This window comes from Micromonospora sp. MW-13, from assembly GCF_003434305.1.
GTDB lineage: Bacteria > Actinomycetota > Actinomycetes > Mycobacteriales > Micromonosporaceae > Micromonospora.
Window position 1 is genome coordinate 53,002 of the sequence record NZ_QKKX01000043.1, and the last position, 19,908, is coordinate 72,909.

Consider the following 19,908-nt stretch of genomic DNA (forward strand, 5'->3'; position numbering starts at 1 on the left):
CATGTTCCCGCAGAAGCCTAGTCCGGTACAGTTGGGCACACCCGCCGGGATGGTGGAACGGCATACACGGAAGTCTCAAACACTTCTGCCCGAAAGGGCTTGCGGGTTCGAATCCCGCTCCCGGCACTTTTGTCATACACCTGTTCAACCATGTGAGCGTGCGTCCTCCCGAGATGCGGGCTCGGGCCCGCGAGCTTCGCGCCGAAAGGCCACAACATCCGGTCGGTGGCTTGGTCACTCTCGCTGCCCTACAAGACCGTGTGGCACTGGTGCGTCGATCGCCCTGAACCGGCCGTCGTCGGCACGGCGAAACGCTGCTTCCGCTGCTCACCAGTGGTCAGTTACCTGACAGACCCGACGGCCTACGCCTAGCTGCTCGGCCTGTACCTGGGCGACGGGCACCTGGTCACGTCCGCGAAGGCACCGGTTCTTCGGGTCGCCTCCACCACCGCCTGTCGGTGGCCCGCCGCGAGGCGGTCGCCGCCCTGGACCGGCACGTCGGCCCGAAGTCCTGACCCGCGCCGTCAGTCGATCGCGGCGAGCGCCTGCTCCAGGTCCGCGCGCAGGTCCTCCGGGTCCTCCAGGCCGACGGAGATACGCAGCAGCCCGCCGACCGGCTTGGCGTCGGCGGCGACCGGCCGGTGGGTGAGCGAGGCGGGATGCTGGATCAGCGTGTCCACCCCGCCGAGGGAGACGGCGTGGGTGATCAGCCGGCACGCCCCGGCGACGGCTGCGGCGGCGGGCGCGCCGCCGCGTACCTCGAAGGCGAGCAGGCTGCCGGTGCCGGCCATCTGCCGGCCGACGAGCCCGGCGGGGTCGTCGATGCCGGGGTGGTGCACGCGGGCGACGGCGGGGTGGCGGGCGAGCCAGCCGGCGAGCTTCTCGGCGCCGGCGGACTGGGCGCGGACCCGCACGGGCAGGGTCTGCAGGCCACGGTGCAGCAGGTACGCGCCGAGGGGGTGCAGGATCGCGCCGGTGAGGGCGCGGACCTGGCGCAGCCGGGCGGCCCACTGGTCGTCGCAGGCGACGACGCCGGCGAGGACGTCGCCGTGGCCGCCGATGCTCTTGGTGGCGCTGTGCAGGACGAGCGCGGCGCCGTGCCGGGCGGGTTGCTGGAGCACGGGGGTGGCGACGGTGTTGTCGACGAGCAGGGGCACGTCGCCGGCGGCGGTGGCGAGGGCGGCGATGTCGACGAGGTCGAGGGTGGGGTTGGCGGGGGTCTCGACGATGACCAGGGCGGTGTCGGGGCGGACGGCGGCGGCGACGCCGTCGGGGCGGGCCCAGGTGACCTCGGTGCCGAGCAGGCCGGTGGCGAGGACGTGGTCGGTGCCGCCGTAGAGGGGGCGGACGGCGACGACGTGGCGCTTCCCGTCCCGGGTGGCGGCGAGGAGGGTGGCGGTGAGGGCGGCCATGCCGCTGGCGAAGGCGACGGCGGCGGCGGTGCCCTCCAGCTCGGCGAGGGCGGTCTCGAACCGGGCCACGGTGGGGTTCCAGAGGCGCTGGTAGACGGCGTTGCCGCCGGGCGGGAGGGTGCCGCCGGTGGCGAGCAGCTCGTACGCGTCGCCGCCGTCGGTGACCGACGGCAGGGGGTTGGTGGTGGACAGGTCGATGGGTGGGACGTGGACGCCGAGGGCGGCGAGGTCGGCGCGGCCGGCGTGCACTGCTCTGGTGTCCACGGTCGTCATGACCGGAAGCGTCGAACATCAGGGCAACCATCGGCAAGAGCGCCGCAGAAGATTCTGTTCGATGGTCTTTGACAACGCGATGATTCGGAGCAGGATGGTCGAATGCCCCTCGCACCGAATGATGTGCGGCCCTTCGCCGCCCTGGACGACGTCGACCGCGCGATCCTGACCGAGCTGGCCGCGGACGGCCGGCTGCCGAACAACGCCCTGGCGGATCGGGTGGGGGTGGCGGCGTCGACGTGCCTGACCCGGACCCGGGCGCTGCGGGAGTGCGGGGCGATCCGGGGGTTCCACGCGGAGGTGGACCCGGCGGCGGTGGGGTTGCCGTTGCAGGCGCTGGTGTCGGTGCGGTTGACGGCGCACGAGCGGGCGGCGGTGGACGCGTTCCGGGCCCGGTCGGTGCGGCTGCCCGGGGTGGTGTCGGTGTTCCACGTGGCGGGCGCGGAGGACTACGTGCTGCACGTGCGGGCGGCGTCGGGAGACGCGTTGCGGGACTTCGTGCTGGACCATCTCGCGGTGGACCCGGCGGTGCAGCACACCCAGACCAGCCTGATCTTCGAGCAGGCGCGCGGGATGGGTTGAGCCACACGTACCCGGCGAGGGGAACAATTCCGGCGCGGGGCGGGTTGCGTGCTCGCGTGATCGACGTACCGATGTCTGTTCTTGATCTTGCCCCGGTCGCGGCCGGCACCACCGCCGGCGCGGCCCTGCGGCACACCACCGAGCTGGCCCGGCGCACGGAGGAACTGGGCTTCCGCCGGTTCTGGGTGGCCGAGCACCACAACATGCCGGCGATCGCCAGCTCCGCGCCGGCGGTGCTGCTCGCGCACCTGGCGGCGAACACCTCGACGATCCGGCTGGGCTCGGGCGGGGTGATGCTGCCCAACCACGCCCCGCTGGTGGTGGCCGAGCAGTTCGGCACCCTCGAAGCGCTGCACCCGGGCCGGATCGACCTGGGCATCGGCCGGGCGCCGGGGACCGACCAGGTGACCGCGCTGGCGCTGCGCCGGACGATGGAGGGGCTGTCGGCCGAGGGGTTCCCCCGGGAGCTGGCGGACCTGATGAACTACTTCAGCGGGGAACGCCCGGGGCCGATCACGGCCACGCCGGGGCGGGGTGAGCAGCCGGCGGTCTGGCTGCTGGGGTCCAGCGGGTTCAGCGCGCAGCTCGCCGGGCTGCTGGGGCTGCCGTTCTCGTTCGCGCACCACTTCAGCGCGCGGCACACGCTGCCGGCGCTGGCGCTGTACCGGCAGCACTTCCGGCCGTCGCGGTTCCTGGAGAAGCCGTACGCGATGGTGGCGGTGAACGCGGTGTGCGCGGACACCGACGAGCGGGCGGAGTGGCTGGCGGGGCCGAGCGCGCTGTCGTTCCTGAGGTTGCGCTCGGGGCGGCCGGAGCCCCTCGCCACGCCGGACGAGGCGGCGGCGTACCCGTACACGGAGGCGGAGCGGGAGTTCGCGCTCGCCCGGCGGGAGGGGCAGGCGCTGGGGTCGCCGGAGACGGTGCGCCGGCAGCTCACCGACCTGCTGGCCCGCACCGGCGCGGACGAGCTGATGCTGACCACGTTGGTGTACGACGTGGCCGACCGGGTGCGCTCGTACGAGCTGATCGCGGACCGGGTGGCGGGCGGGCTGCGCCGGGACGGGTGAACCCGTTGGAAACGCCCGAAACACGATCTTCATAACGGCGTCACCCCCGCGTTGCGGACGCCGCGTAGCTTTGGTTCCGGTGGTGGTACGGCACTCCCCGGTCGGGACGGGTCGGGGGTGCTGCGGTGTGGTGCACCGGGCCGGAGCTGTGCGGATTCCGCGGCTGCGGCCCGGTGCCTGCCACCCTGCCGATGGCGCTCGGCGCAGGTGCTCTCCCAGAGGCAACCGCCGCGGGGCGCGGCCCGGTGAAGGGTCTTGCCTGCGGCGATGGGTTTTGATCGACTCGGCGGATGGCTGAGCACATGGACCCCGAGGAGTTCCGCCGGGCCGGGCACGCGGCGGTGGACTGGATCGCGGACTACTGGGCGACACTCGGGCAGCGCCCGGTCACCTCGCACGATCCGCCGGGGGCGCTGGCCGACGCGCTGCCGACCGGCCCGACCGCGCACGGCGAGCCGGTCGAGGCCCTGCTCGCCGACCTGGAAGCGCTGGTCACCCCGCGACTGACCCACTGGCAGCACCCCGGCTTCTTCGGCTACTTCCCGGCGAACACCTCCGGCCCGAGCGTGCTGGGCGACCTGATCAGCTCCGGGCTCGGCGTGCAGGGCATGCTGTGGGCAACCGGCCCGGCCTGCACCGAGCTGGAGACGGTGGTGCTGGACTGGCTGGCCGGACTGCTCGACCTGCCGGAGCGGTTCCGTTCCACCGGCAGCGGCGGCGGGGTGATCCAGGACTCGGCCTCCTCGGCGACCCTGGTGGCCACCCTCGCCGCGCTGCACCGCGCCAGCGGGGGCCGCTGGCGCGACGTCGGGGTGGACCGCCGCTACCGCGTCTACACCTCCACCCAGGGCCACTCGTCGATCGAGAAGGCCGCCCGGATCGCCGGCCTCGGCCTCGACGGGGTACGGCCGGTCGAGGTCGACCCGGAGACCCTGGCCATGCAACCCGACGCGCTGCGCGAGGCGATCCGGACGGACCTCGCCGCCGGCGACGTGCCCGCGATCGTGGTGGCCACCATCGGCACCACCTCCACCACCGCCGTCGACCCGCTTCCCGAGATCGGCGCGATCTGTGCGGAGCACGGCGTCTGGCTGCACGTCGACGCCGCGTACGCCGGGGCGGCGGCAGTCTGCCCGGAGCTGCGCTGGTCGCACGCCGGCCTGCAGTACGCCGACTCGTACTGCTTCGACCCGCACAAGTGGCTGCTCACCGGCTTCGACTGCGACGCCTTCTGGGTGGCCGACCGGGGCGAGCTGATCGAGGCGCTGACGGTGCTGCCGGAATACCTGCGCAACGCGGCGACCGAGACCGGCGCGGTGATCGACTACCGGGACTGGCAGGTGCCGCTGGGTCGCCGGTTCCGCGCCCTGAAGCTGTGGTTCGTACTGCGCTGGTACGGGGTGGAGGGACTGCGCGCGCACATCCGCTCCGGGGTGGCCCTCGCCGACCGGTTCGCCGCCCGAGTCCGGGCCGACGACCGCTTCGCGCTCGCCGCGCCGTACCCCTTCTCGCTGGTCTGCTTCCGGCTCACCGCCGGCGACGAGGCCAGCGCCGAACTGCTGTCCAGGGTCAACGCCACGGGCCGGGTGTTCCTCACCCACACCCGGATCGCCGGCCGGTACACGCTGCGCCTGGCGGTCGGCTCGCCGCTGACCACGCAGGCACACGTGGACGAGGCCTGGGAGTTGCTGAGCGAGGCGGCCGGGAAGCTGTCGACCTCCCGCGAGTGACCCCGGCCGGCCCGCGTGCGTCCCGCGCCCGGGACCAGTCGGGCCCGACATCGGCCTCCTGGGCCGGGCGACGTCAGACCCCCTGGGCCGAGCGACGTCAGGCCAGCGCCACGTCAGGCCAGCGCCACGTCAGGCCCGGCGCGACATCGGGCCCAGCGCAACATCGGGCCCAGCGCGACGTCAGGCCCCTGGGCGGAGGGCTGCTCGGGAGGCTTTGGAGCTGCCTCGTTGACGACATCAGCGGGACAGTTGGCCCTGAGTCGTTCGCGCCATCAGCTCCAAAGCGCGGCGGTACCGGCCGCTCCCCCGGCCTCGAACCAGGCCGGACCGGTGAGGAAGGCCGGGCCGGGCCAGGGCGGGGCAGGGCAGGCACGGTGGAGCGGAGCAGGGCAGGGTGGAGCGGAGCAGGGTGGAGCGGAGCAGGGTAGGCACGGTAGGGCCGGCGGGCGCGGCAGGGCGGGACCCGGGCAGGCGAGCCTTGCGGGTCTGTCAGCGCTCGACGGTGGCCAGCGGGAGGGACTCCTCCGGGGTGGCGTACCCCGGGGTCGCCGGCACCTGCGACCCGGTGGTGGCCTGGGCCGTGGCGCGGGCGCGGCGGACGCGGCGCAGTGCGCGGACGGCCAGGACGATCGCGGCGAGCCAACCGGCGGCGAGGAGCCCGTAGACCAGCCACTGGGCCCCGCCGGGGAGGCCGCCGGCGCGGACCAGGGTGCGGGCGTTGGTCAGCACGATCACGCCGCCGATGGTGGCGCCGAGGAGTTGGGCGGGGACGATCCGGACCAGCCAGGCGGCGATCGGGGCGGCGATCAGGCCGCCGATCAGCAGGGCCGCGACGGTCGGCAGCAGGAAACCCTCGGTGCCGAGGCCGATGAGGAAGCCGGCGCTGGCCGCGCCCGCCACCACGAACTCGGCGGTGTCGACCGAGCCGATGACCTTGCGGGGCTCCATCCGGCCGGAGACCAGCAGCGCCGGCGTGGCGACCGGGCCCCAGCCCCCGCCGCCGGTCGCATCGACGAACCCGGCGACCAGGCCGAGCGGGCCGAGAAACCGGACACGCAGCCCGCCGGCGGCGCGGTTGGCGCGCAGCGGCCGGGAGAAGCGCACCAGCAGGTACGCGCCGAGGGTGAACAGGATCGCGGCCATCCACGGCGCGGCGGCCTTGGTGGAGATGGCGCTGAGGAAGGTGGCGCCGGCGAACGCGCCGAGCGCGCCCGGGACGGCGATGCGGGCCACCACCCGCCAGTCGACGTTGCCGAACCGCCAGTGGGCCACCCCGGCGGCGAGCGTGGTGCCGATCTCGGCCAGGTGCACCGAGGCCGACGCGGCGGCCGGGGCGACCCCGGCGACGAGCAGCAGGGTGGACGAGGTCAGCCCGTAGGCCATGCCGAGCGAGCCGTCGACCAGTTGCGCGACGAGCCCGACCAGGGCGAGGACCAGCAGCTTGCGCACGAGCGCCCCCTGACTTTTCGGTATCTCCTATCGACTTGGTCGACAATGCGGCACGGGTCGGCCCGGGTCAAGTCCCCGATCGGCTGGTGGGACGCGTCGGACGGCCGCAACCCGTGACGCGACCGCCGAGTCGTGGCGAGGGGCCACGGGCCGGCCTGGCGAGGGGCCGAGTTGCGGTGGGGCGGAGTGGCGGTGGGCGACGGGCCGGTCAGCTCCAGGCGCGCGGGTCGGCGGCCAGCTCACTGACCCGCGCGGGCAGGGTGCTGTTGGCCACGTCGGCGACGGTGACCAGTTCGAGGATCTCCCGCTCACTGGCCCGCAGGGCGATCCACACGTCCTGCAACGCCCGGGCGGCGCCCTGGTAGCCGAGCTGCTCCGGGCGCTGCCCCCGGACGTGCGCCAGCGGCCCGTCGATCACCCGGATCACCTCGGCGAGGGAAATCTCGCCGGCCGGCCGGGCAAGCCAGTAGCCGCCCTCGGGGCCGCGCTGGGCGTGCACGATGCCGCCCCGGCGCAGTTGGAGCAGGATGCTCTCCAGGAACTTCGGCGGGATCTCCTGCGCCTTGGCGATCTGCTCGGCGGTCACCGGGCGGGTGCGCCCGGCGCTGGCACCGTCGGCGACGGCCGCGAGTTCGGCGGTCGCGCGGAGGGCGTAGTCGACCCGGGCGGAGAGGCGCATGCCGGCCAGGTTAGTCGGCTTGCCGACCGGCCGGGCTGCCGCCCCTCGGCCGAACGGTCGAACCGGTGTCGTCCCGCCGCCCGGCCGGGCGGCTCTCGTCGGTGGCGCGATCGTGGCACCATACCGGTGTCGTCGCGCGATGGGGGACCCGACGACGAACCAGCGCGCAGAGCGGAAGACAGCCAGGCCGATAGGGGCAGCGACAGCGATGCCGGAGATGACGCCGCTGGGTCCGTGGGATCCTGACCGGACGGGCCCCTACGAGCTGCTCAGCCGACTCGGCGCGGGCGGCCAGGGCGTGGTCTACCTGGGCCGCGACCAGGAGGGCACGCTGGTCGCCGTCAAGATGATCAACCTCGACCTGCACCTCAACCCGCGGGCCAAGAACCAGTTCGCCAAGGAGATCGCCGCCGCCCGGCGGGTGGCGCCGTTCTGCACCGCGCAGATCCTCTTCGCCGACGTGGACAGCGACCCGCCGTACGTGGTGAGCGAGTACATCGAGGGCCCGACCCTGCAACGGCACGTCCGCGAGCACGGCCCGATCACCGGCAACGCCCTGCACCGGCTGGCCGTGGGCACCGCCACGGCGCTCACCGCGATCCACCAGTCCGACGTGGTGCACTGCGACCTCAAGCCCGACAACGTCGTCCTCGGCGCGGACGGGCCCCGGGTCATCGACTTCGGCATCGCCCGGGCCCTCGACGTCACCGAGACGATGACCAGCAGGATCATGGGCACCGCGCCGTACATGGCGCCGGAACGGTTCCGCGACGACGAGGTGGGCCCGGCCAGCGACGTGTTCGCCTGGGCGGCGACCATCGCGTTCGCCGCGGCGGGCCAGCCGCCGTTCGGCACCGGGACGGTCGTGGCGGTGATGAACCGGGTACTGCACGACCCGCCCGAGCTGGCCGGGCTCTCCGGCCCGCTCGCCGAACTGGTCGCGCAGTGCCTGGACAAGGACCACCGGGCCCGGCCACCGGCCGAACAGGTCCTGCTGCGGCTGCTGGGGCACACCTCACGCGCCGGGGCCCCGGTGCCGATCCAGACGGCGCTGCGGGCGGGCACCGACGCGGCGGCCACCCAGCTGGTCCCACGCCAGCCGGTGACGCACGAGCCGGTCCCGTACCCGCCGACGACGCACCAGCCGGTCCCGTACCCGCCGACGGCGCACCAGCCGGCTACGTACCAGTCGACGGGACACCCGCCGGCCACGTACCAGCCGGCTACGTACCAGCCGGCCGCGCATGGGCCGATCGCGCACCCGCCGGCAACGCAGGAGCCGCTGGCACCCCCGCCGGCCGCGTACCCGCCGGTGGCAACCGGGCCGGCGCGGGACACGTGGTCGCGGCGGGTGCGCCGGCAGTACGCCGATCCCTGGGGAATCTCGGCCGCCATCTTCCTGGGCGCGGCCGGCGGGGCCGCCGGGTACGTGGCGACCACCATCGCGGGCACCGCCGCCGCGGTGGGGGCGGTGACCTTCGTCGTGGTCTACGGTGTCCGTCTACTCGTCGCCACCGCGCTGCCCGGAGCCGCCGCACCGGACGAGCCGGGGGCGGCGCCCGCGCCCGACCGCGGCGGGCCCTCGGCCCGCCCCGGCACCTGAACCCGCGAACCCGCGAACCCGCGAACCCCTGGAGGATCCGATGGCCACCGGTCAGCCTTCCGCCCGACCGTGGTTGCCGTACACGGTGGCCGTCGTCGCCGGGCTCGCGGTCATCGCCGCGGCGTACCTGCTCGTCCGGCCGACGCCCGGCGCGGACCGCTCCTCGTGCGTGGCGCTGGAAGTGAACTCCTCGACGGAGAAGGACCTGCTGCTCGGCCAGCTCGCCGCGCGGTACAACGACAGCGACCGGCGCTTCGGCGGGCGCTGCGCCCAGGTGAGTGTGCACGGTCTCAACTCGGGCAAGGCGATGGAGGCGCTGGCCGGCGGCTGGGCCGGACGGCAGCCGGCGATCCCGGCGCCGCAGGTGTGGCTGCCGACGTCGTCGCTGTGGACCGGCCGGCTGCGCGTGCTGGACGAGAAGGCCGGCCGCCCGGCGCGGATCACCGAGCCCCGGTACCCGTCGATCGCGAACAGCCCGCTGGTCATCGCCATGCCCAGGGAGAAGGGCGAGCTGGTGCAGCAGCGCGGCCCGCTCGGCTGGGAGGACATCCTCGGGCTGTCCGGCGACGCCGGCTGGGCGACGTTCGGCCGGCCCGAGTGGGGCCGGTTCACCTTCGGCAAGGACAACCCCAACCTGTCCACCTCGGGGCTGGCGGCCACCATCGCGACCTACTACGCGGCGGTGCAGCGGTCCAGCGACCTGATCGAGGAGGACCTGGCGAAGCCCAATGTGACCCAGTTCGTCCGCCGGATCGAGGCGAACGTCTCGCACTACAGCGACGACTCGGTGGACCTGCTGCGCGATCTCGCCGAGGCGGACCTGGGCGGGGCCGGCGACGCGCGGACGCGGGACATGAGCGCGGTCGTGGTGCAGGAGGAGCTGGTCTACCAGTACAACCAGGGGCAGCTCAGCCCGACCCCGGGCACGAAGCCCCGGGTCCCGCTGGTGGCGGTGCACCCGAAGGAGGGCACCTTCAACCTCGACCACCCGTACGTGGTGCTGCCCTCGGCCGACGAGGCGCAGCGCGCGGCGGCGCAGGACTTCCTGACCTTCCTCCAGGACGCCCCGCAACAGCGCAGCTTCGCCGACCTCGGCTTCCGTGACCACGAGCGCCGGCCCTCGGACGAGCTGGTCGCCGCCGTGCGGGGCGGATCCGCCGGGGAGCTCACCTACTTCGACCCGCCGGAGCCCGAGGTGGTCGACGCGATCCTGCGCGGGTGGAGCACGCTGCGCAAGAAGGCGAACATCCTGTTCGCCGTGGACGTCTCCGGCTCGATGACCAAGAAGGTCGGCGGCCGGTCCCGGCTCCAGGTCGCCACCGGCGCCGCGGGCAAGGCGGTGGGCCTGCTCAACTCGGCCGACCAGGTCGCGCTCTGGTCGTTCTCCTCCGAGACGGAGCAACGGCCGAAGACGCCGTACGGCGAGGAGATCCGGCTCGCGCCGTTCAACCAGGCCGGGTTCACCCGCAAGCTCGCCGGCCTGCGGGCCGCCGGCAACACGGCGCTCTACGCGACGGTCCGCGCCGCGCACCGTCAACTGCTCGAGGACTACGACCCGGACCGGATCAACGCGGTCGTGGTCCTCACCGACGGCAAGAACGAGTACCCGAAGGACAACGACCTCGCCCGGCTGCTCAAGGACATCGCGCTGGACCCGGAACGGCCGGTGAAGGTCTTCTGCGTCGCCTTCGACCAGGAGTCCGACCTCGCCTCCCTCGACAAGATCGCCAAGGCCAGCGCCGGCAAGGCGTTCGACGCCACCGACCCGGCGACGATCGACGAGGCGTTCGTGAAGCTGGTCAGCAGCTTCTGATCAGGTGCCGACCCGGCGCAGCAGGCCCTCCTGCACGGCGCTGGCGACGTGCCGGCCGCCGGTGGTGAACATCCGACCGGTGGCCAGCCCTCGGGCCCCGGAGGCGGACGGGCTCCAGCAGTCGTACAGGAACCACTCGTCGGCCCGGAACGGCCGGTGGAACCACAGGGCGTGGTCGAGGCTGGCGCCGACCACCCCGCCGGGCCCCCACACCTCGCCGTGCACCGACAGCACCGAGTCCAGCAGGGTGAGGTCGGAGGCGTACGTCAGGGCGCAGGCGTGCAGCAGCGGGTCGTCGGGCAGCTTGCCGTCGAAGCGCATCCAGACCCGCTGGTGCGGGTCGGCGGGGCGGTCGCCGGGGCGGACCCAGCCGGGCTCGCCGACGTAGCGCACGTCGATCGGGCGCGGGATCTGCCCCCAGACGCCCAGCCGCTCCGGGTAGCGGGACAGCCGGTCGGCCATCGTGGGCACGTCGTCCGGAGCGGGTACGTCCGGCGGGGTGGGGGCCTGGTGGTCCAGGCCCTCCTCGGTCCGGTGGAACGACGCCGACATGAAGAAGATCGGCTTGTCGTGCTGGAGCGCCACCGAGCGACGTACGGAGAACGACCGGCCGTCGCGGACGTTCTCCACCTGGTACTCGATCGGCTCGGACGGGTCACCGGGCCGGACGAAGTAGCCGTGCAGCGAGTGCACGAACCGCTCCGGGTCGACGGTGCGGCCGGCGGCGACCAGGGCCTGGCCGGCGACCTGGCCGCCGTACACCCGCTGCGGGCCGACCGGGGGGCTCATCCCCCGGAAGGCCGTCTCGCCGGTCTGCTCCAGGTCGAGAACCTGGAGCAGCTCGTCGACGGCAGCCTGGCCGACGGCGGCCGGGTCGGTCACTGCAACGCCCTCGCGGACGCCGCGTCGACCAGCGAGCCGAGCTGGTGCACCCGCAGGGTGTTGGTGGAGCCGGGGGTGCCGGGCGGGCTGCCGGCGACGATCACCACGTAGTCGCCGGGGTTGGCCCGGTTGAGCCCGAGCAGCGCCTGGTCGACCTGGCGGAACATGTCGTCGGTGTGCTCGACGAACGGCATCAGGAACGTCTGCACGCCCCAGGAGAGGGCGAGCTGGCTGCGCACCTCCGGCACGGGGGTGAAGGCCAGCAGCGGCAGGTCGCAGTGCAGCCGGCTGAGCCGCCGCACGGTGTCGCCGGTCTGCGAGAACGCGACCAGGGCCTTCGCGCCGATGGCCCGGGCGATCGAGGACGCGGCGACGGTGAGCGCCCCGCCGTGGGTGCGCGGGTCGTGCTGGAGCCGGGGCACCCCGATCGAGCCGGCCTCGGTGGTGGTGACGATCTTGGCCATGGTGCTGACGGTGAGCACCGGGTACTTGCCGACGCTGGTCTCGCCGGAGAGCATCACCGCGTCGGCGCCGTCGAGCACCGCGTTGGCCACGTCCGAGGCCTCGGCGCGGGTCGGCCGCGAGTTCTCGATCATCGAGTCGAGCATCTGGGTGGCCACGATGACCGGCTTGGCGTTCTCCCGGCAGAGCTGCACGGCGCGCTTCTGCACCAGGGGGACCTGGTCCAGCGGCATCTCGACGCCGAGGTCGCCGCGGGCGACCATGACGCCGTCGAAGGCCAGCACGATCGCCTCCAGGTGGTCGACCGCCTCCGGCTTCTCGACCTTGGCCAGCACCGGCCGGTACACGCCCTCCTCGGCCATGATGTTGTGCACCAGCTTGATGTCCTCCGCCGAGCGGACGAAGGAGAGCGCGACCAGGTCGACGCCGAGGCCGAGGGCGAAGCGCAGGTCCTCGGCGTCCTTGTCGGACAGGGCCGGGACGCTGACGGCCACGTTGGGCAGCGAGACGCCCTTGTTGTTGGAGACCGGGCCGCCCTCGGTGACCAGGCAGCGGATGTCGTTGCCGACCACGTCGCTGACCTCGACGGCCACCCGACCGTCGTCGATCAGCAACCGGTCGCCGGCCTTCACCTCCTGCGGGAGCTTGCGGTAGGTGCAGGAGACCCGGTCCTTCGTGCCGAGGACGTCGTCCCCGGTGATCACCACGGAGTCGCCGGTGCGCCACTCGTGCGGGCCGTCGGCGAACCGGCCGAGCCGGATCTTCGGGCCCTGGAGGTCGGCGAGCACGGCCACCGGCCGGCCGGTGGCGTCGGAGGCCTCGCGGACGAGTCGGTAGACCGCCTCGTGGTCCGCGTGGCTGCCGTGGCTGAAGTTGAGTCTCGCCACGTTCATGCCCGCCTCGACGAGCCCCCGGATACGCTCCGGGGAAGAGGTGGCGGGACCAAGAGTGCAGACGATCTTCGCGCGGCGTGTCACGCCCATCAGGCTAGTCTCTCCTCCGGGTCGGTCTACGGGCCGACCCCTTTCGGATTGCGGATCAGTTCTGCTACGACGCGCCACGCCCACGCACCTGGCGGGCGGAATCGCACCCGGAGCTGTCGTCCGGAATCGTCGTGTCGGCGGGCATCGGCGACCGCGCGCCGGGAATCGTACCGCCCGGCGTCACCTCCCGTTGGGTGCGCTCCCCAGCCGTCCGGCGACGGTACCAGCGGGCAGCCGCCGGCCGCCGTCACGATGCCGACACCCCGCCGGCCGCCCGGCGGTCAGCTCTCCGTCTTGGCCAGGGGAAACTCCACCGCGCCGGCCGGACAGAGGAACGTCATCACGTCCACCCGGTAGAGCCCGGCCTGCACCGCGGGGTCGGCCTCCATGACGCTGCGCACGTCGTCCACCGAGCCGGTGCGGGCCAGCCCGAAGCCGATGGGCGGGTCGGGCTCGCGGGCGGGGCCGTCGATCGAACCGGCGACCAGCACGATGCCCCGCCGTTGCAGCGCCCCCATGTGCTCGGTGTGTTCGGCCTGCAACCGCTGGACCGTCTCGTCGGGCAGGGCCCGCCCGGCGGGCCCCGGGTAGAGCACGATGCACTCGTAGGTGTCGAGCGCGAAGTCGACCTGCGGCATCCCCGTCATGGCGCTCCTCCCCCGTTCCCGCGCGTCCCGCGCCGGGCCGGACGGCTCCGGCCCAGCGTCGCACGGGGCGGGCCGGCGGCGGGGCCGCTCGGCGCAATCGCCCCGCCTCTTTCCCCTCGGTGATCGAGCAACTACCTTCTGAGTGGTTCTCGTATCGTCGAGCGGGGGGCCCGCGTGCAGGAGTACGACTACGTCGTGGTGGGCGCGGGCGCCGCCGGGTGCGTGCTGGCGAACCGGCTGAGCGAGGACCCGACGACCCGGGTGCTGCTGGTCGAGGCGGGCGGCTGGGACCGCAGCCCCTTCGTCCGGGTGCCGAAGGGGTTCAGCCGGCTGATGGACGACCGGCGCACCGCCTGGCACTACCCGGCGGAGGCGGCCCCCGCGCGGCGCGAGGTGTGGCAGCGCGGCCGGCTGGTCGGCGGGTCCAGCTCGATCAACGGCATGGTGTACGGCCGGGGCGACCGGGTCGACTGGGACGGGCTGGAGCGGCTCGGCAACCCCGGCTGGGGCTGGGACACCATGCTGCCGATCTTCAAGCGGTTGGAGGACCACCCGCTGGGGGCCTCCGAGGTGCGCGGCGCCGGCGGGCCGCTGCGGCTGTCCTCGGCGACCGGCACCGACGAGCTGTGCGAGGCGACGATCGGCGCCGGGGAGGCGCTGGGCTGGCGCCGGGTGGACGACCTGAACGCCGAGGACGACGAGCGGATCGGCTACCTCACCGCGACGATCCGCGACGGGCGTCGGGTCAGCGCCGCCGACGCGTTCCTGCACCCGGTCCGGGACCGGCCCAACCTGACCGTGGCGGTGGAGACGGAGGTGCTGCGGGTCCTCGTCCACGCCGGCCGGGCCATCGGGGTGCGGGCCCGCCGCCGGGGCCGGACGGTCGACTACGCCGCCTCGGCCGAGGTGGTCCTCGCCGCCGGGGCGATCGCCAGCCCGCACCTGTTGCAGGTCTCCGGCATCGGGCCGGCGGACACACTGCGCCGGGCCGGGGTGGACGTGCTGCTGGACCGGCCCCGGGTGGGGCGCGGGCTGCGCGAGCACCGGTCGACGCCGGTGCAGTTCCGGCTGGTCGGCAACGGCGGCTACAACCACATGCTGGGCAGCGTGCTCGGGCAGGGGCTGGCCGCGCTGCGGTACGCGCTGACCCGGCGCGGCCCGCTCAGCCTGCCCGTGCACGACGTCGGGGCGCACTTCCGCAGCACCCCGGACGTCGATCGTCCCGACGCGCAACTGCTGGTCGCGCCCTTCTCGGCGGCCCCGCGCCGGCCGGGCCGCGCGCTGGAGCTGGAGGCCGAGCCGGGGATGATGGGCTTGTGCACGGTCACCCGGCCGGACAGCGAGGGCAGCCTCACCATCACCTCGGCCGACCCGTCGGATCCGCCCCGGATCGTCGCCAACTACCTCGACACCCCGCACGACCGGCGGGTCGCCGTGAACGCCTTCCGGCGGATGCGGGAGCTGTTCGCGACCGACCCGGTCGCCGGGCGGCTCGCGGTGGAGACCGTGCCCGGCCCGGACGTGCGCGACGACCGGGAGATCGTCGAGGCGGCGCTGGCGCTGGGCTACTGCGGGTACCACGCGGTGGGCACCTGCGCGATGGGGCCGGGCGACGAGCACGTCGTCGACCCCGAGCTGCGGGTGCGCGGGGTGGACGGGCTGCGGGTGGTGGACGCCTCGGTGCTGCCGGTGCTGGTGTCGGGCTACCTCAACGCCCCGGTGATGGCGCTGGCCTGGCGGGCGGCGGACCTGATCCTGGGCCGGGTGACGCAGCCGACGGGGGTCGGACCGGCGGCGTAGCGTCCGGGGGCACGGGAACGGGCTGTCAGCGCACTCTGGCGCGCCCGATCGCGCGGCTGACGCCGGCGGGCCCCACCGCCCAGGTCGGAGCCGTTACCCTCCGGTGCGAGGCCGTCGCCGGCCCGGCGCTCGTCGTGGAGCGGCGGCGCGCACCGCACGAGGCGAGGAGGCAACGCGTGACGGCACGGGAACAGGACGAGACCGTCGAGGACAGCCCGGTCGGCTGGGTGGCCGACCACGTACGGCGGTACGTGGCGACCGACGGCGTCGACGGCTCCTCGTTCCATGGCTACGACGCGCTGCTGGTCACCACCCGGGGCCGCAGGTCGGGCAAGCTGCGGCGGACCGCGTTGATCTACGGCCGGGACGGCGACCGGGTGGTGCTAATCGCCTCCAACGGGGGCTCGGTGACGCACCCGAGCTGGTACCTGAACCTCGTCGACGATCCCGAGGTGGAGGTGCAGATCGGCGCCGAGCGCTTCCGGGGCCGGGCCCGGACGGCGTCCGCGCAGGAGCGGCCCGGGCTGTGGGAGATGATGACGAAGGTCTTCCCCCCAGTACGCCGGCTACCAGCGGGACACCGACCGGGAGATCCCGGTCGTGGTGGTCGAGCGGGCCTGACCACCGGGACCGTCAGAGGGCGAAGCAGTCGGGGCGGACCGGGGAGTCGGTGAGCGCGCCCCGGATCACGGTGTAGATGGTGCCGTCGAGGACGAGGCCGAGGTGCCCGACGACCCGCAGCGGGCACCAGGACTGGACGAGCACATTGGTCACGCCGTCGGCGAGGGCGGCGTTCTCCGTCGGGCGGACCAGCTCGTCCTGGAGGGTCCGCACGGTCGTCCAGCGCACGTCGCCGGGGGTGTCGTCGCCGTCGTTGAGGTCGGCGAGGAAGCCGGACCCGATCGTCATCTGCTGGCAGGCGAGGATGCCGAGGCAGCTACCGACGCCGAGGAACTGCACGATGTTGGCGACGTAGGTGCCGTAGTGCGGTGAGCCGAGGCTGACGTACCGGCCCACCTTGGCGGCACCGCCGAGGTTCTTGACGAACCAGCGGGAGACCAGGCCGCCCTCGGAGTGGGCGACGAGGTCGACCCGGGCCGCGGCGGTGGCGGCGCGCACCTGGTCGACGTACGCGCTGAAGGCCCGGGCCGAGTCGGTGATGTCGCCGAGGCCGAGGTTGGGCAGTTGGTAGATCGACACCCGGTAGCCGTCGGCGCGCAGCCGGGCGGCGAGGGGCTCGTACGCGACGGCGACGCCGCTGAGCCCGCCGACGACGATCACGGGATTGGCAGCGGCGCTTTTCGCGACGGCGGGGGTGGGTCCGGCGGCGGCCGGGGACCCGACGGCCAGCACGGCGGTGGCCGCCACGGCGAGGGCGGCAAGGATCTTTCGGAGCAGCATGGCTGCACCTCCTGGTGGGATGTCCCGGGGAGGCCGGGAGGAGGCGAGAGGCGTTCCGATCGATCGTGGGACGATGATGGTCTTAGCAATCCAGAAACGTCAATGACAAGTTACGGCTGGGTAACACGTTGGCGCACAAGGGGCGTGTTCCGGCATATCGGGCCGACGACGCGAAGGGCCGGCCGCAGGATCGCGGCCGGCCCTCGGTCCGGGGCGTCGCTCAGGTCGCCGGCCCTGGTGTCGATCAGGCCGCCGGGCCCGCTTCGTCCCCTCCGGCGGCCGGCGGCAGCGCCCGGCCGGGCCCATCGGCCGCCTCCGCCGCCCCGGCCGCCTCGCGCAGCGCCCGGGTGGCCTGGTCGATCAGCTTCGTCGCGTCCGTGCGGCCGTTGACCTGGATCTCCACCTCGGACTCCCCCGCCTGCACCCGCACGGTGACCTCGGTGCGCTGCTGGTCGACCCAGCTCTGCAACAGGCCGAACAGCCCCGGCAGCAGCGCCTGGGCCACCACCGCGGTGATCACCGCGTCGCTGAACCCGGGTCGCCCGCCGGCCCGGCCGCCGGAGTCCCGCACCCCGGCGCGCAACTCGGGGCGCTGGTGCAGCCAGGACAGCAGCGGCATCTGGGGCGGTCGGGCGGTGCGCGGCACGAGCACCAGCCGCACCGCTTGCCGCCCCCCGGTCGAGGTCTCGGTCACGTGGTCCTCTCCTTCACTCGTCTGCTCACCCGCGCCACCACGCGCGGGACGGCCCGGTCATCGCCGGTCCGACTTCATTCGCCGGGCTGGAACGTCAGCTTGCCGTCCACCAACGACAGGACGCCGGTGACGTCGAACGTGTCGTCGTCGGTGAACGGGCTGCTGGTTCCGTAGTAGCCCTCGGTGGTGCCGGTGGCCCGGACCGTCCCCTGCGCCTCGTACGGCGTCGAGACCCGGGCCGTGGCGGGGCCGGTCAGGGTCAGCTCCACCTGCGGGTACTCGGTGATCTTCCAGGCGATCTTCTTGACCGTGCCTCCGTTGTAGTAGCGGAACGGGCAGCCCTCCGGCGCGGCCACCTGCTGCGCGGCGCAGGCGTCCAGGTACTTCCGTACCTCCTGCTCGGCCGTCGACCGCGCGGTCGACGTCAGCGTCGGCTCTAGCCGCACGTCGCCGACGCCGCCCTCCCCGGGGAGGGCAAGGACGATCTGCGCCGGGGTCTCGGCGAGCGCGTTGCTCTGCCCGCCCACCGTGTACGCACCGGGCAGCAGCGGAACGCTCCTCCCCTCCTGCCCCGTCTGCACCGGCACCCCGTTGATCGTCAGGGCCGGCTGCCCGGCCGGCAGGCCGACCCACGGGGCACTTCCGGTGATCCGCCAACCGTGGAAGAGCCCCAGGGTGGCGGACTCCTCCCGCTCCAGGTGCAGATTCGCGGTCGTCTTCTGGCCGGCGAGGGTGAAGGCGACCGTGGCGACCGCCTCGTCGCCCTCCCGCTCGATCGATGTCACGTCGACGTCCTTGGGCGGCTGGTAGCCCTTCGCCTCGACCAGCGCGGCGAGCAGTTCCAGGTCGCCGCCGGACGGCCGCGCGCCGGGGTCCAGCGACTCCAGGGCCGCGCGGGCGTCGTGGTCGGCGAGGGCCGAGAAGTACCCGTCGACCGCCGTCGCCGGCCGGAAGAACGCCCACTGCGCCGCCCCGAGCAGGGTGCCGCCGAGGGCGCAGGCCAGCGCCAGCACGCCGGCCACCAGCACGGTACCCGGTGAGGCGATCGTCCCCGGCCGCCCGAACAGGCCCTCGGCGGTGACCGGTACGGCGGGTTCGACGACCGCCCCGCCCGCCGCCCGGTCGGCGGCACCGGCCGGCGGCGCGAGCCGCTCCAGCCGGTCCAGCCGCAGCTCGGCGGCGGGATGGGTGGCGCAGACCGCCTCGTCCCAGCCGCTGCGCCCGCTCTCGAAGGACTTGCGCCGCTCCAGCATGTCCCGCAGGCCCTGGGCGTGGCCGGCGAGCACCGCGCCCGCGTCGGCACGGTACTCGGCGGCCCGGACGTCCCGGGAGTGCAGCGGCAGCACCAGGTATTTCATGGTGAGCAGCACGGGCCAGAAGAAGACGAACACCACGAAGTTGGTGCCCGGGTGCGGGAAGGTCCGCATCAGCCACGTCGGCACCGCGTGCACCAGCACCAGCGGCAGCCCCACCCCGCGGACGAACGCGCTGGTCACCTCGTCGCCGGTGCGCCAGTGCACCAGCTCGTGGCTGAGCAGCGCCGCGATGCCCTCGTCGGACTCGTCGAGCATGCCGGTGGTGACCACGATGTGCCGGGCGTACGCGCGGGCGTTGGTGAGCACCGGATCGTCCTCGATGAGCAGCCGGGGCACGGCGGGCAGGCCGAGGGCCCGCGCGCAGTCGTCCAGGATGGGGCACAGCCGCTCGGCCTCGCGGCGGCTGAGCCGGCGCGCTCCGGAGATGGCCAGCAGCCTCGGCTCCCACATGATGCGGTAGAGGGTGTAGAGCACGCCGACCAGCGCGGCGGCGGCCACCATCCCGGCCAGGCCGGTGACCAGGTTCGCCGGCTCGTCGAACCCGTCGCGCATCGGCAGCACCAGCACCAGCAGGAAGCCGGCCAGGAACCCGATCCCGACGCCGAGAAAGCCACCGAGCACCCCGCCGGACCGATTGAGGAAGGCGTCGAGCAGCGCGCCGACGAGCGGCGCGTCCCGCAGCACCTCCAGCATGAACTCGCCGAGACGCAAGCCGCCGTTGACCATGCCGGCAACGGCGACGGCGATTGCGCCGCACACCCCGAGGAACAGTGCGACGGGTACGTAGAACCAGGTGGCCAGGAACGCGCCCAGCACGCCGCGCCAGTCGCGCAGTACGCCGGCGCGCAGCCAGACCAGCACGCTGGGATACCCGGGCGGGCGGCTGGCGAAGCGCCGCCCGAGACGGGACTCCTCGCCGGGCCGGGGACCGGTGGGCGTCTCGGTCACGGCGGGCCTGATCTGCTGGTCAGGGTCGGGTTCGTGCACGGCGGCTCCTCGACTCGGCCGCCACCGGAAGGGGTGGCGAACGGGAACGGTTCACGGGAACGGCGTATCGGACGGGCGGCACAGCCGACCGTCGGTATGTTGGCGCGTGAAAAGGGGTGTCGCTCCAC

The 19,908-nt window shown here is 73.9% G+C and carries 15 protein-coding genes, 1 tRNA gene and 1 pseudogene; 8 read left to right on the forward strand and 9 right to left on the reverse strand.

Features of this window, described 5'->3' with window-relative positions:
• The first annotated feature begins 43 nt into the window (after positions 1-43).
• Positions 44-126: transfer RNA gene (locus C5N14_RS20735), tRNA-Leu, on the forward strand.
• A gap of 398 nt (positions 127-524) precedes the next feature.
• On the opposite strand, the gene C5N14_RS20745 is transcribed toward C5N14_RS20735, so the two are convergent.
• Positions 525-1,685 carry a PLP-dependent aspartate aminotransferase family protein gene (locus C5N14_RS20745; protein ID WP_117669790.1) on the reverse strand — a complete coding sequence of 387 codons (1,161 nt, stop codon included), beginning with the start codon at positions 1,683-1,685 and terminating at the stop codon, positions 525-527.
• A gap of 102 nt (positions 1,686-1,787) precedes the next feature.
• On the opposite strand from C5N14_RS20745, the gene C5N14_RS20750 reads away from it, so the two are divergent.
• The 3 genes from C5N14_RS20750 (at position 1,788) to C5N14_RS20760 (ending at position 5,064) form a co-directional block, all read left to right on the forward strand.
• On the forward strand, positions 1,788-2,267 hold the full coding sequence (locus tag C5N14_RS20750) for an Lrp/AsnC family transcriptional regulator (RefSeq protein WP_117669791.1): 480 nt from the start codon (positions 1,788-1,790) through the stop codon (positions 2,265-2,267).
• Positions 2,268-2,323: 56 nt separating this feature from the next.
• On the forward strand, positions 2,324-3,334 hold the full coding sequence (locus tag C5N14_RS20755; protein ID WP_305792073.1) for an LLM class flavin-dependent oxidoreductase: 1,011 nt from the start codon (positions 2,324-2,326) through the stop codon (positions 3,332-3,334).
• A 290-nt stretch (positions 3,335-3,624) separates the two neighbouring features.
• Positions 3,625-5,064 carry a pyridoxal-dependent decarboxylase gene (locus C5N14_RS20760; RefSeq protein ID WP_243639855.1) on the forward strand — a complete coding sequence of 480 codons (1,440 nt, stop codon included), beginning with the start codon at positions 3,625-3,627 and terminating at the stop codon, positions 5,062-5,064.
• A gap of 489 nt (positions 5,065-5,553) precedes the next feature.
• Here C5N14_RS20760 and C5N14_RS20765 read toward each other — a convergent pair whose 3' ends face one another.
• Positions 5,554-6,513 carry a sulfite exporter TauE/SafE family protein gene (locus tag C5N14_RS20765; protein WP_371685881.1) on the reverse strand — a complete coding sequence of 320 codons (960 nt, stop codon included), beginning with the start codon at positions 6,511-6,513 and terminating at the stop codon, positions 5,554-5,556.
• Positions 6,514-6,721: 208 nt separating this feature from the next.
• Complete coding sequence (locus C5N14_RS20770; RefSeq protein WP_117669794.1) at positions 6,722-7,192, reverse strand: Rrf2 family transcriptional regulator; 471 nt, start codon at positions 7,190-7,192, stop codon at positions 6,722-6,724.
• Positions 7,193-7,409: 217 nt separating this feature from the next.
• Here C5N14_RS20770 and C5N14_RS20775 point away from each other — a divergent pair, with 217 nt between their 5' ends.
• Together C5N14_RS20775 and C5N14_RS20780 are read left to right on the forward strand one after the other, a co-directional pair.
• Positions 7,410-8,795 carry a serine/threonine-protein kinase gene (locus tag C5N14_RS20775; protein ID WP_165878171.1) on the forward strand — a complete coding sequence of 462 codons (1,386 nt, stop codon included), beginning with the start codon at positions 7,410-7,412 and terminating at the stop codon, positions 8,793-8,795.
• 40 nt (positions 8,796-8,835) lie between these two features.
• A complete protein-coding gene (locus C5N14_RS20780; protein ID WP_117669796.1) occupies positions 8,836-10,608 on the forward strand; it encodes a substrate-binding domain-containing protein in 1,773 nt (590 codons plus the stop codon).
• Here C5N14_RS20780 and C5N14_RS20785 read toward each other — a convergent pair whose 3' ends face one another.
• The 3 genes from C5N14_RS20785 to C5N14_RS20795 all read right to left on the reverse strand — a co-directional run bounded on the left by C5N14_RS20785 (position 10,609) and on the right by C5N14_RS20795 (position 13,582).
• A complete protein-coding gene (locus tag C5N14_RS20785) occupies positions 10,609-11,490 on the reverse strand; it encodes an acyl-CoA thioesterase II (protein ID WP_117669797.1) in 882 nt (293 codons plus the stop codon).
• Positions 11,487-12,935, reverse strand: a complete 1,449-nt coding sequence (gene pyk, locus C5N14_RS20790; protein WP_117669798.1) for a pyruvate kinase — start codon at positions 12,933-12,935, stop codon at positions 11,487-11,489. Before pyk ends, C5N14_RS20785 begins: the two co-directional genes overlap by 4 nt.
• 281 nt (positions 12,936-13,216) lie before the next feature.
• Entirely contained in the window at positions 13,217-13,582 is a 366-nt protein-coding gene (locus tag C5N14_RS20795; RefSeq protein ID WP_117669799.1) for a YciI family protein, read from the reverse strand.
• A gap of 174 nt (positions 13,583-13,756) precedes the next feature.
• Between C5N14_RS20795 and C5N14_RS20800 the strand changes: the two genes are divergently transcribed.
• Entirely contained in the window at positions 13,757-15,382 is a 1,626-nt protein-coding gene (locus C5N14_RS20800; RefSeq protein WP_117669800.1) for a GMC family oxidoreductase, read from the forward strand.
• A 176-nt stretch (positions 15,383-15,558) separates the two neighbouring features.
• A pseudogene (locus tag C5N14_RS20805) lies at positions 15,559-16,003 on the forward strand (nitroreductase family deazaflavin-dependent oxidoreductase).
• A 12-nt stretch (positions 16,004-16,015) separates the two neighbouring features.
• Here C5N14_RS20805 and C5N14_RS20810 read toward each other — a convergent pair.
• From C5N14_RS20810 to C5N14_RS20820, 3 genes are all read right to left on the reverse strand, one after another.
• Positions 16,016-16,783, reverse strand: a complete 768-nt coding sequence (locus tag C5N14_RS20810; protein WP_117669801.1) for a triacylglycerol lipase — start codon at positions 16,781-16,783, stop codon at positions 16,016-16,018.
• A 244-nt stretch (positions 16,784-17,027) separates the two neighbouring features.
• Positions 17,028-17,477, reverse strand: a complete 450-nt coding sequence (locus C5N14_RS20815; RefSeq protein WP_117669802.1) for a hypothetical protein — start codon at positions 17,475-17,477, stop codon at positions 17,028-17,030.
• Between the two features lie 74 nt (positions 17,478-17,551).
• The gene (locus C5N14_RS20820) at positions 17,552-19,780 is read right to left on the reverse strand and encodes a M48 family metalloprotease (protein ID WP_117669803.1); all 2,229 of its coding nucleotides are present in this window, start codon (positions 19,778-19,780) and stop codon (positions 17,552-17,554) included.
• Positions 19,781-19,908: the final 128 nt, after the last annotated feature.

Coding starts and splice junctions, on each gene's coding strand:
- C5N14_RS20745 (WP_117669790.1), bottom strand. CDS start 1,685: ATGACGACCGTGGACACCAGAGCAGTGCACGCCGGCCGCGCCGACCTC.
- C5N14_RS20750 (WP_117669791.1), top strand. CDS start 1,788: ATGCCCCTCGCACCGAATGATGTGCGGCCCTTCGCCGCCCTGGACGAC.
- C5N14_RS20760 (WP_243639855.1), top strand. CDS start 3,625: ATGGCTGAGCACATGGACCCCGAGGAGTTCCGCCGGGCCGGGCACGCG.
- C5N14_RS20770 (WP_117669794.1), bottom strand. CDS start 7,192: ATGCGCCTCTCCGCCCGGGTCGACTACGCCCTCCGCGCGACCGCCGAA.
- C5N14_RS20775 (WP_165878171.1), top strand. CDS start 7,410: ATGACGCCGCTGGGTCCGTGGGATCCTGACCGGACGGGCCCCTACGAG.
- C5N14_RS20780 (WP_117669796.1), top strand. CDS start 8,836: ATGGCCACCGGTCAGCCTTCCGCCCGACCGTGGTTGCCGTACACGGTG.
- pyk (WP_117669798.1), bottom strand. CDS start 12,935: ATGGGCGTGACACGCCGCGCGAAGATCGTCTGCACTCTTGGTCCCGCC.
- C5N14_RS20795 (WP_117669799.1), bottom strand. CDS start 13,582: ATGACGGGGATGCCGCAGGTCGACTTCGCGCTCGACACCTACGAGTGC.
- C5N14_RS20810 (WP_117669801.1), bottom strand. CDS start 16,783: ATGCTGCTCCGAAAGATCCTTGCCGCCCTCGCCGTGGCGGCCACCGCC.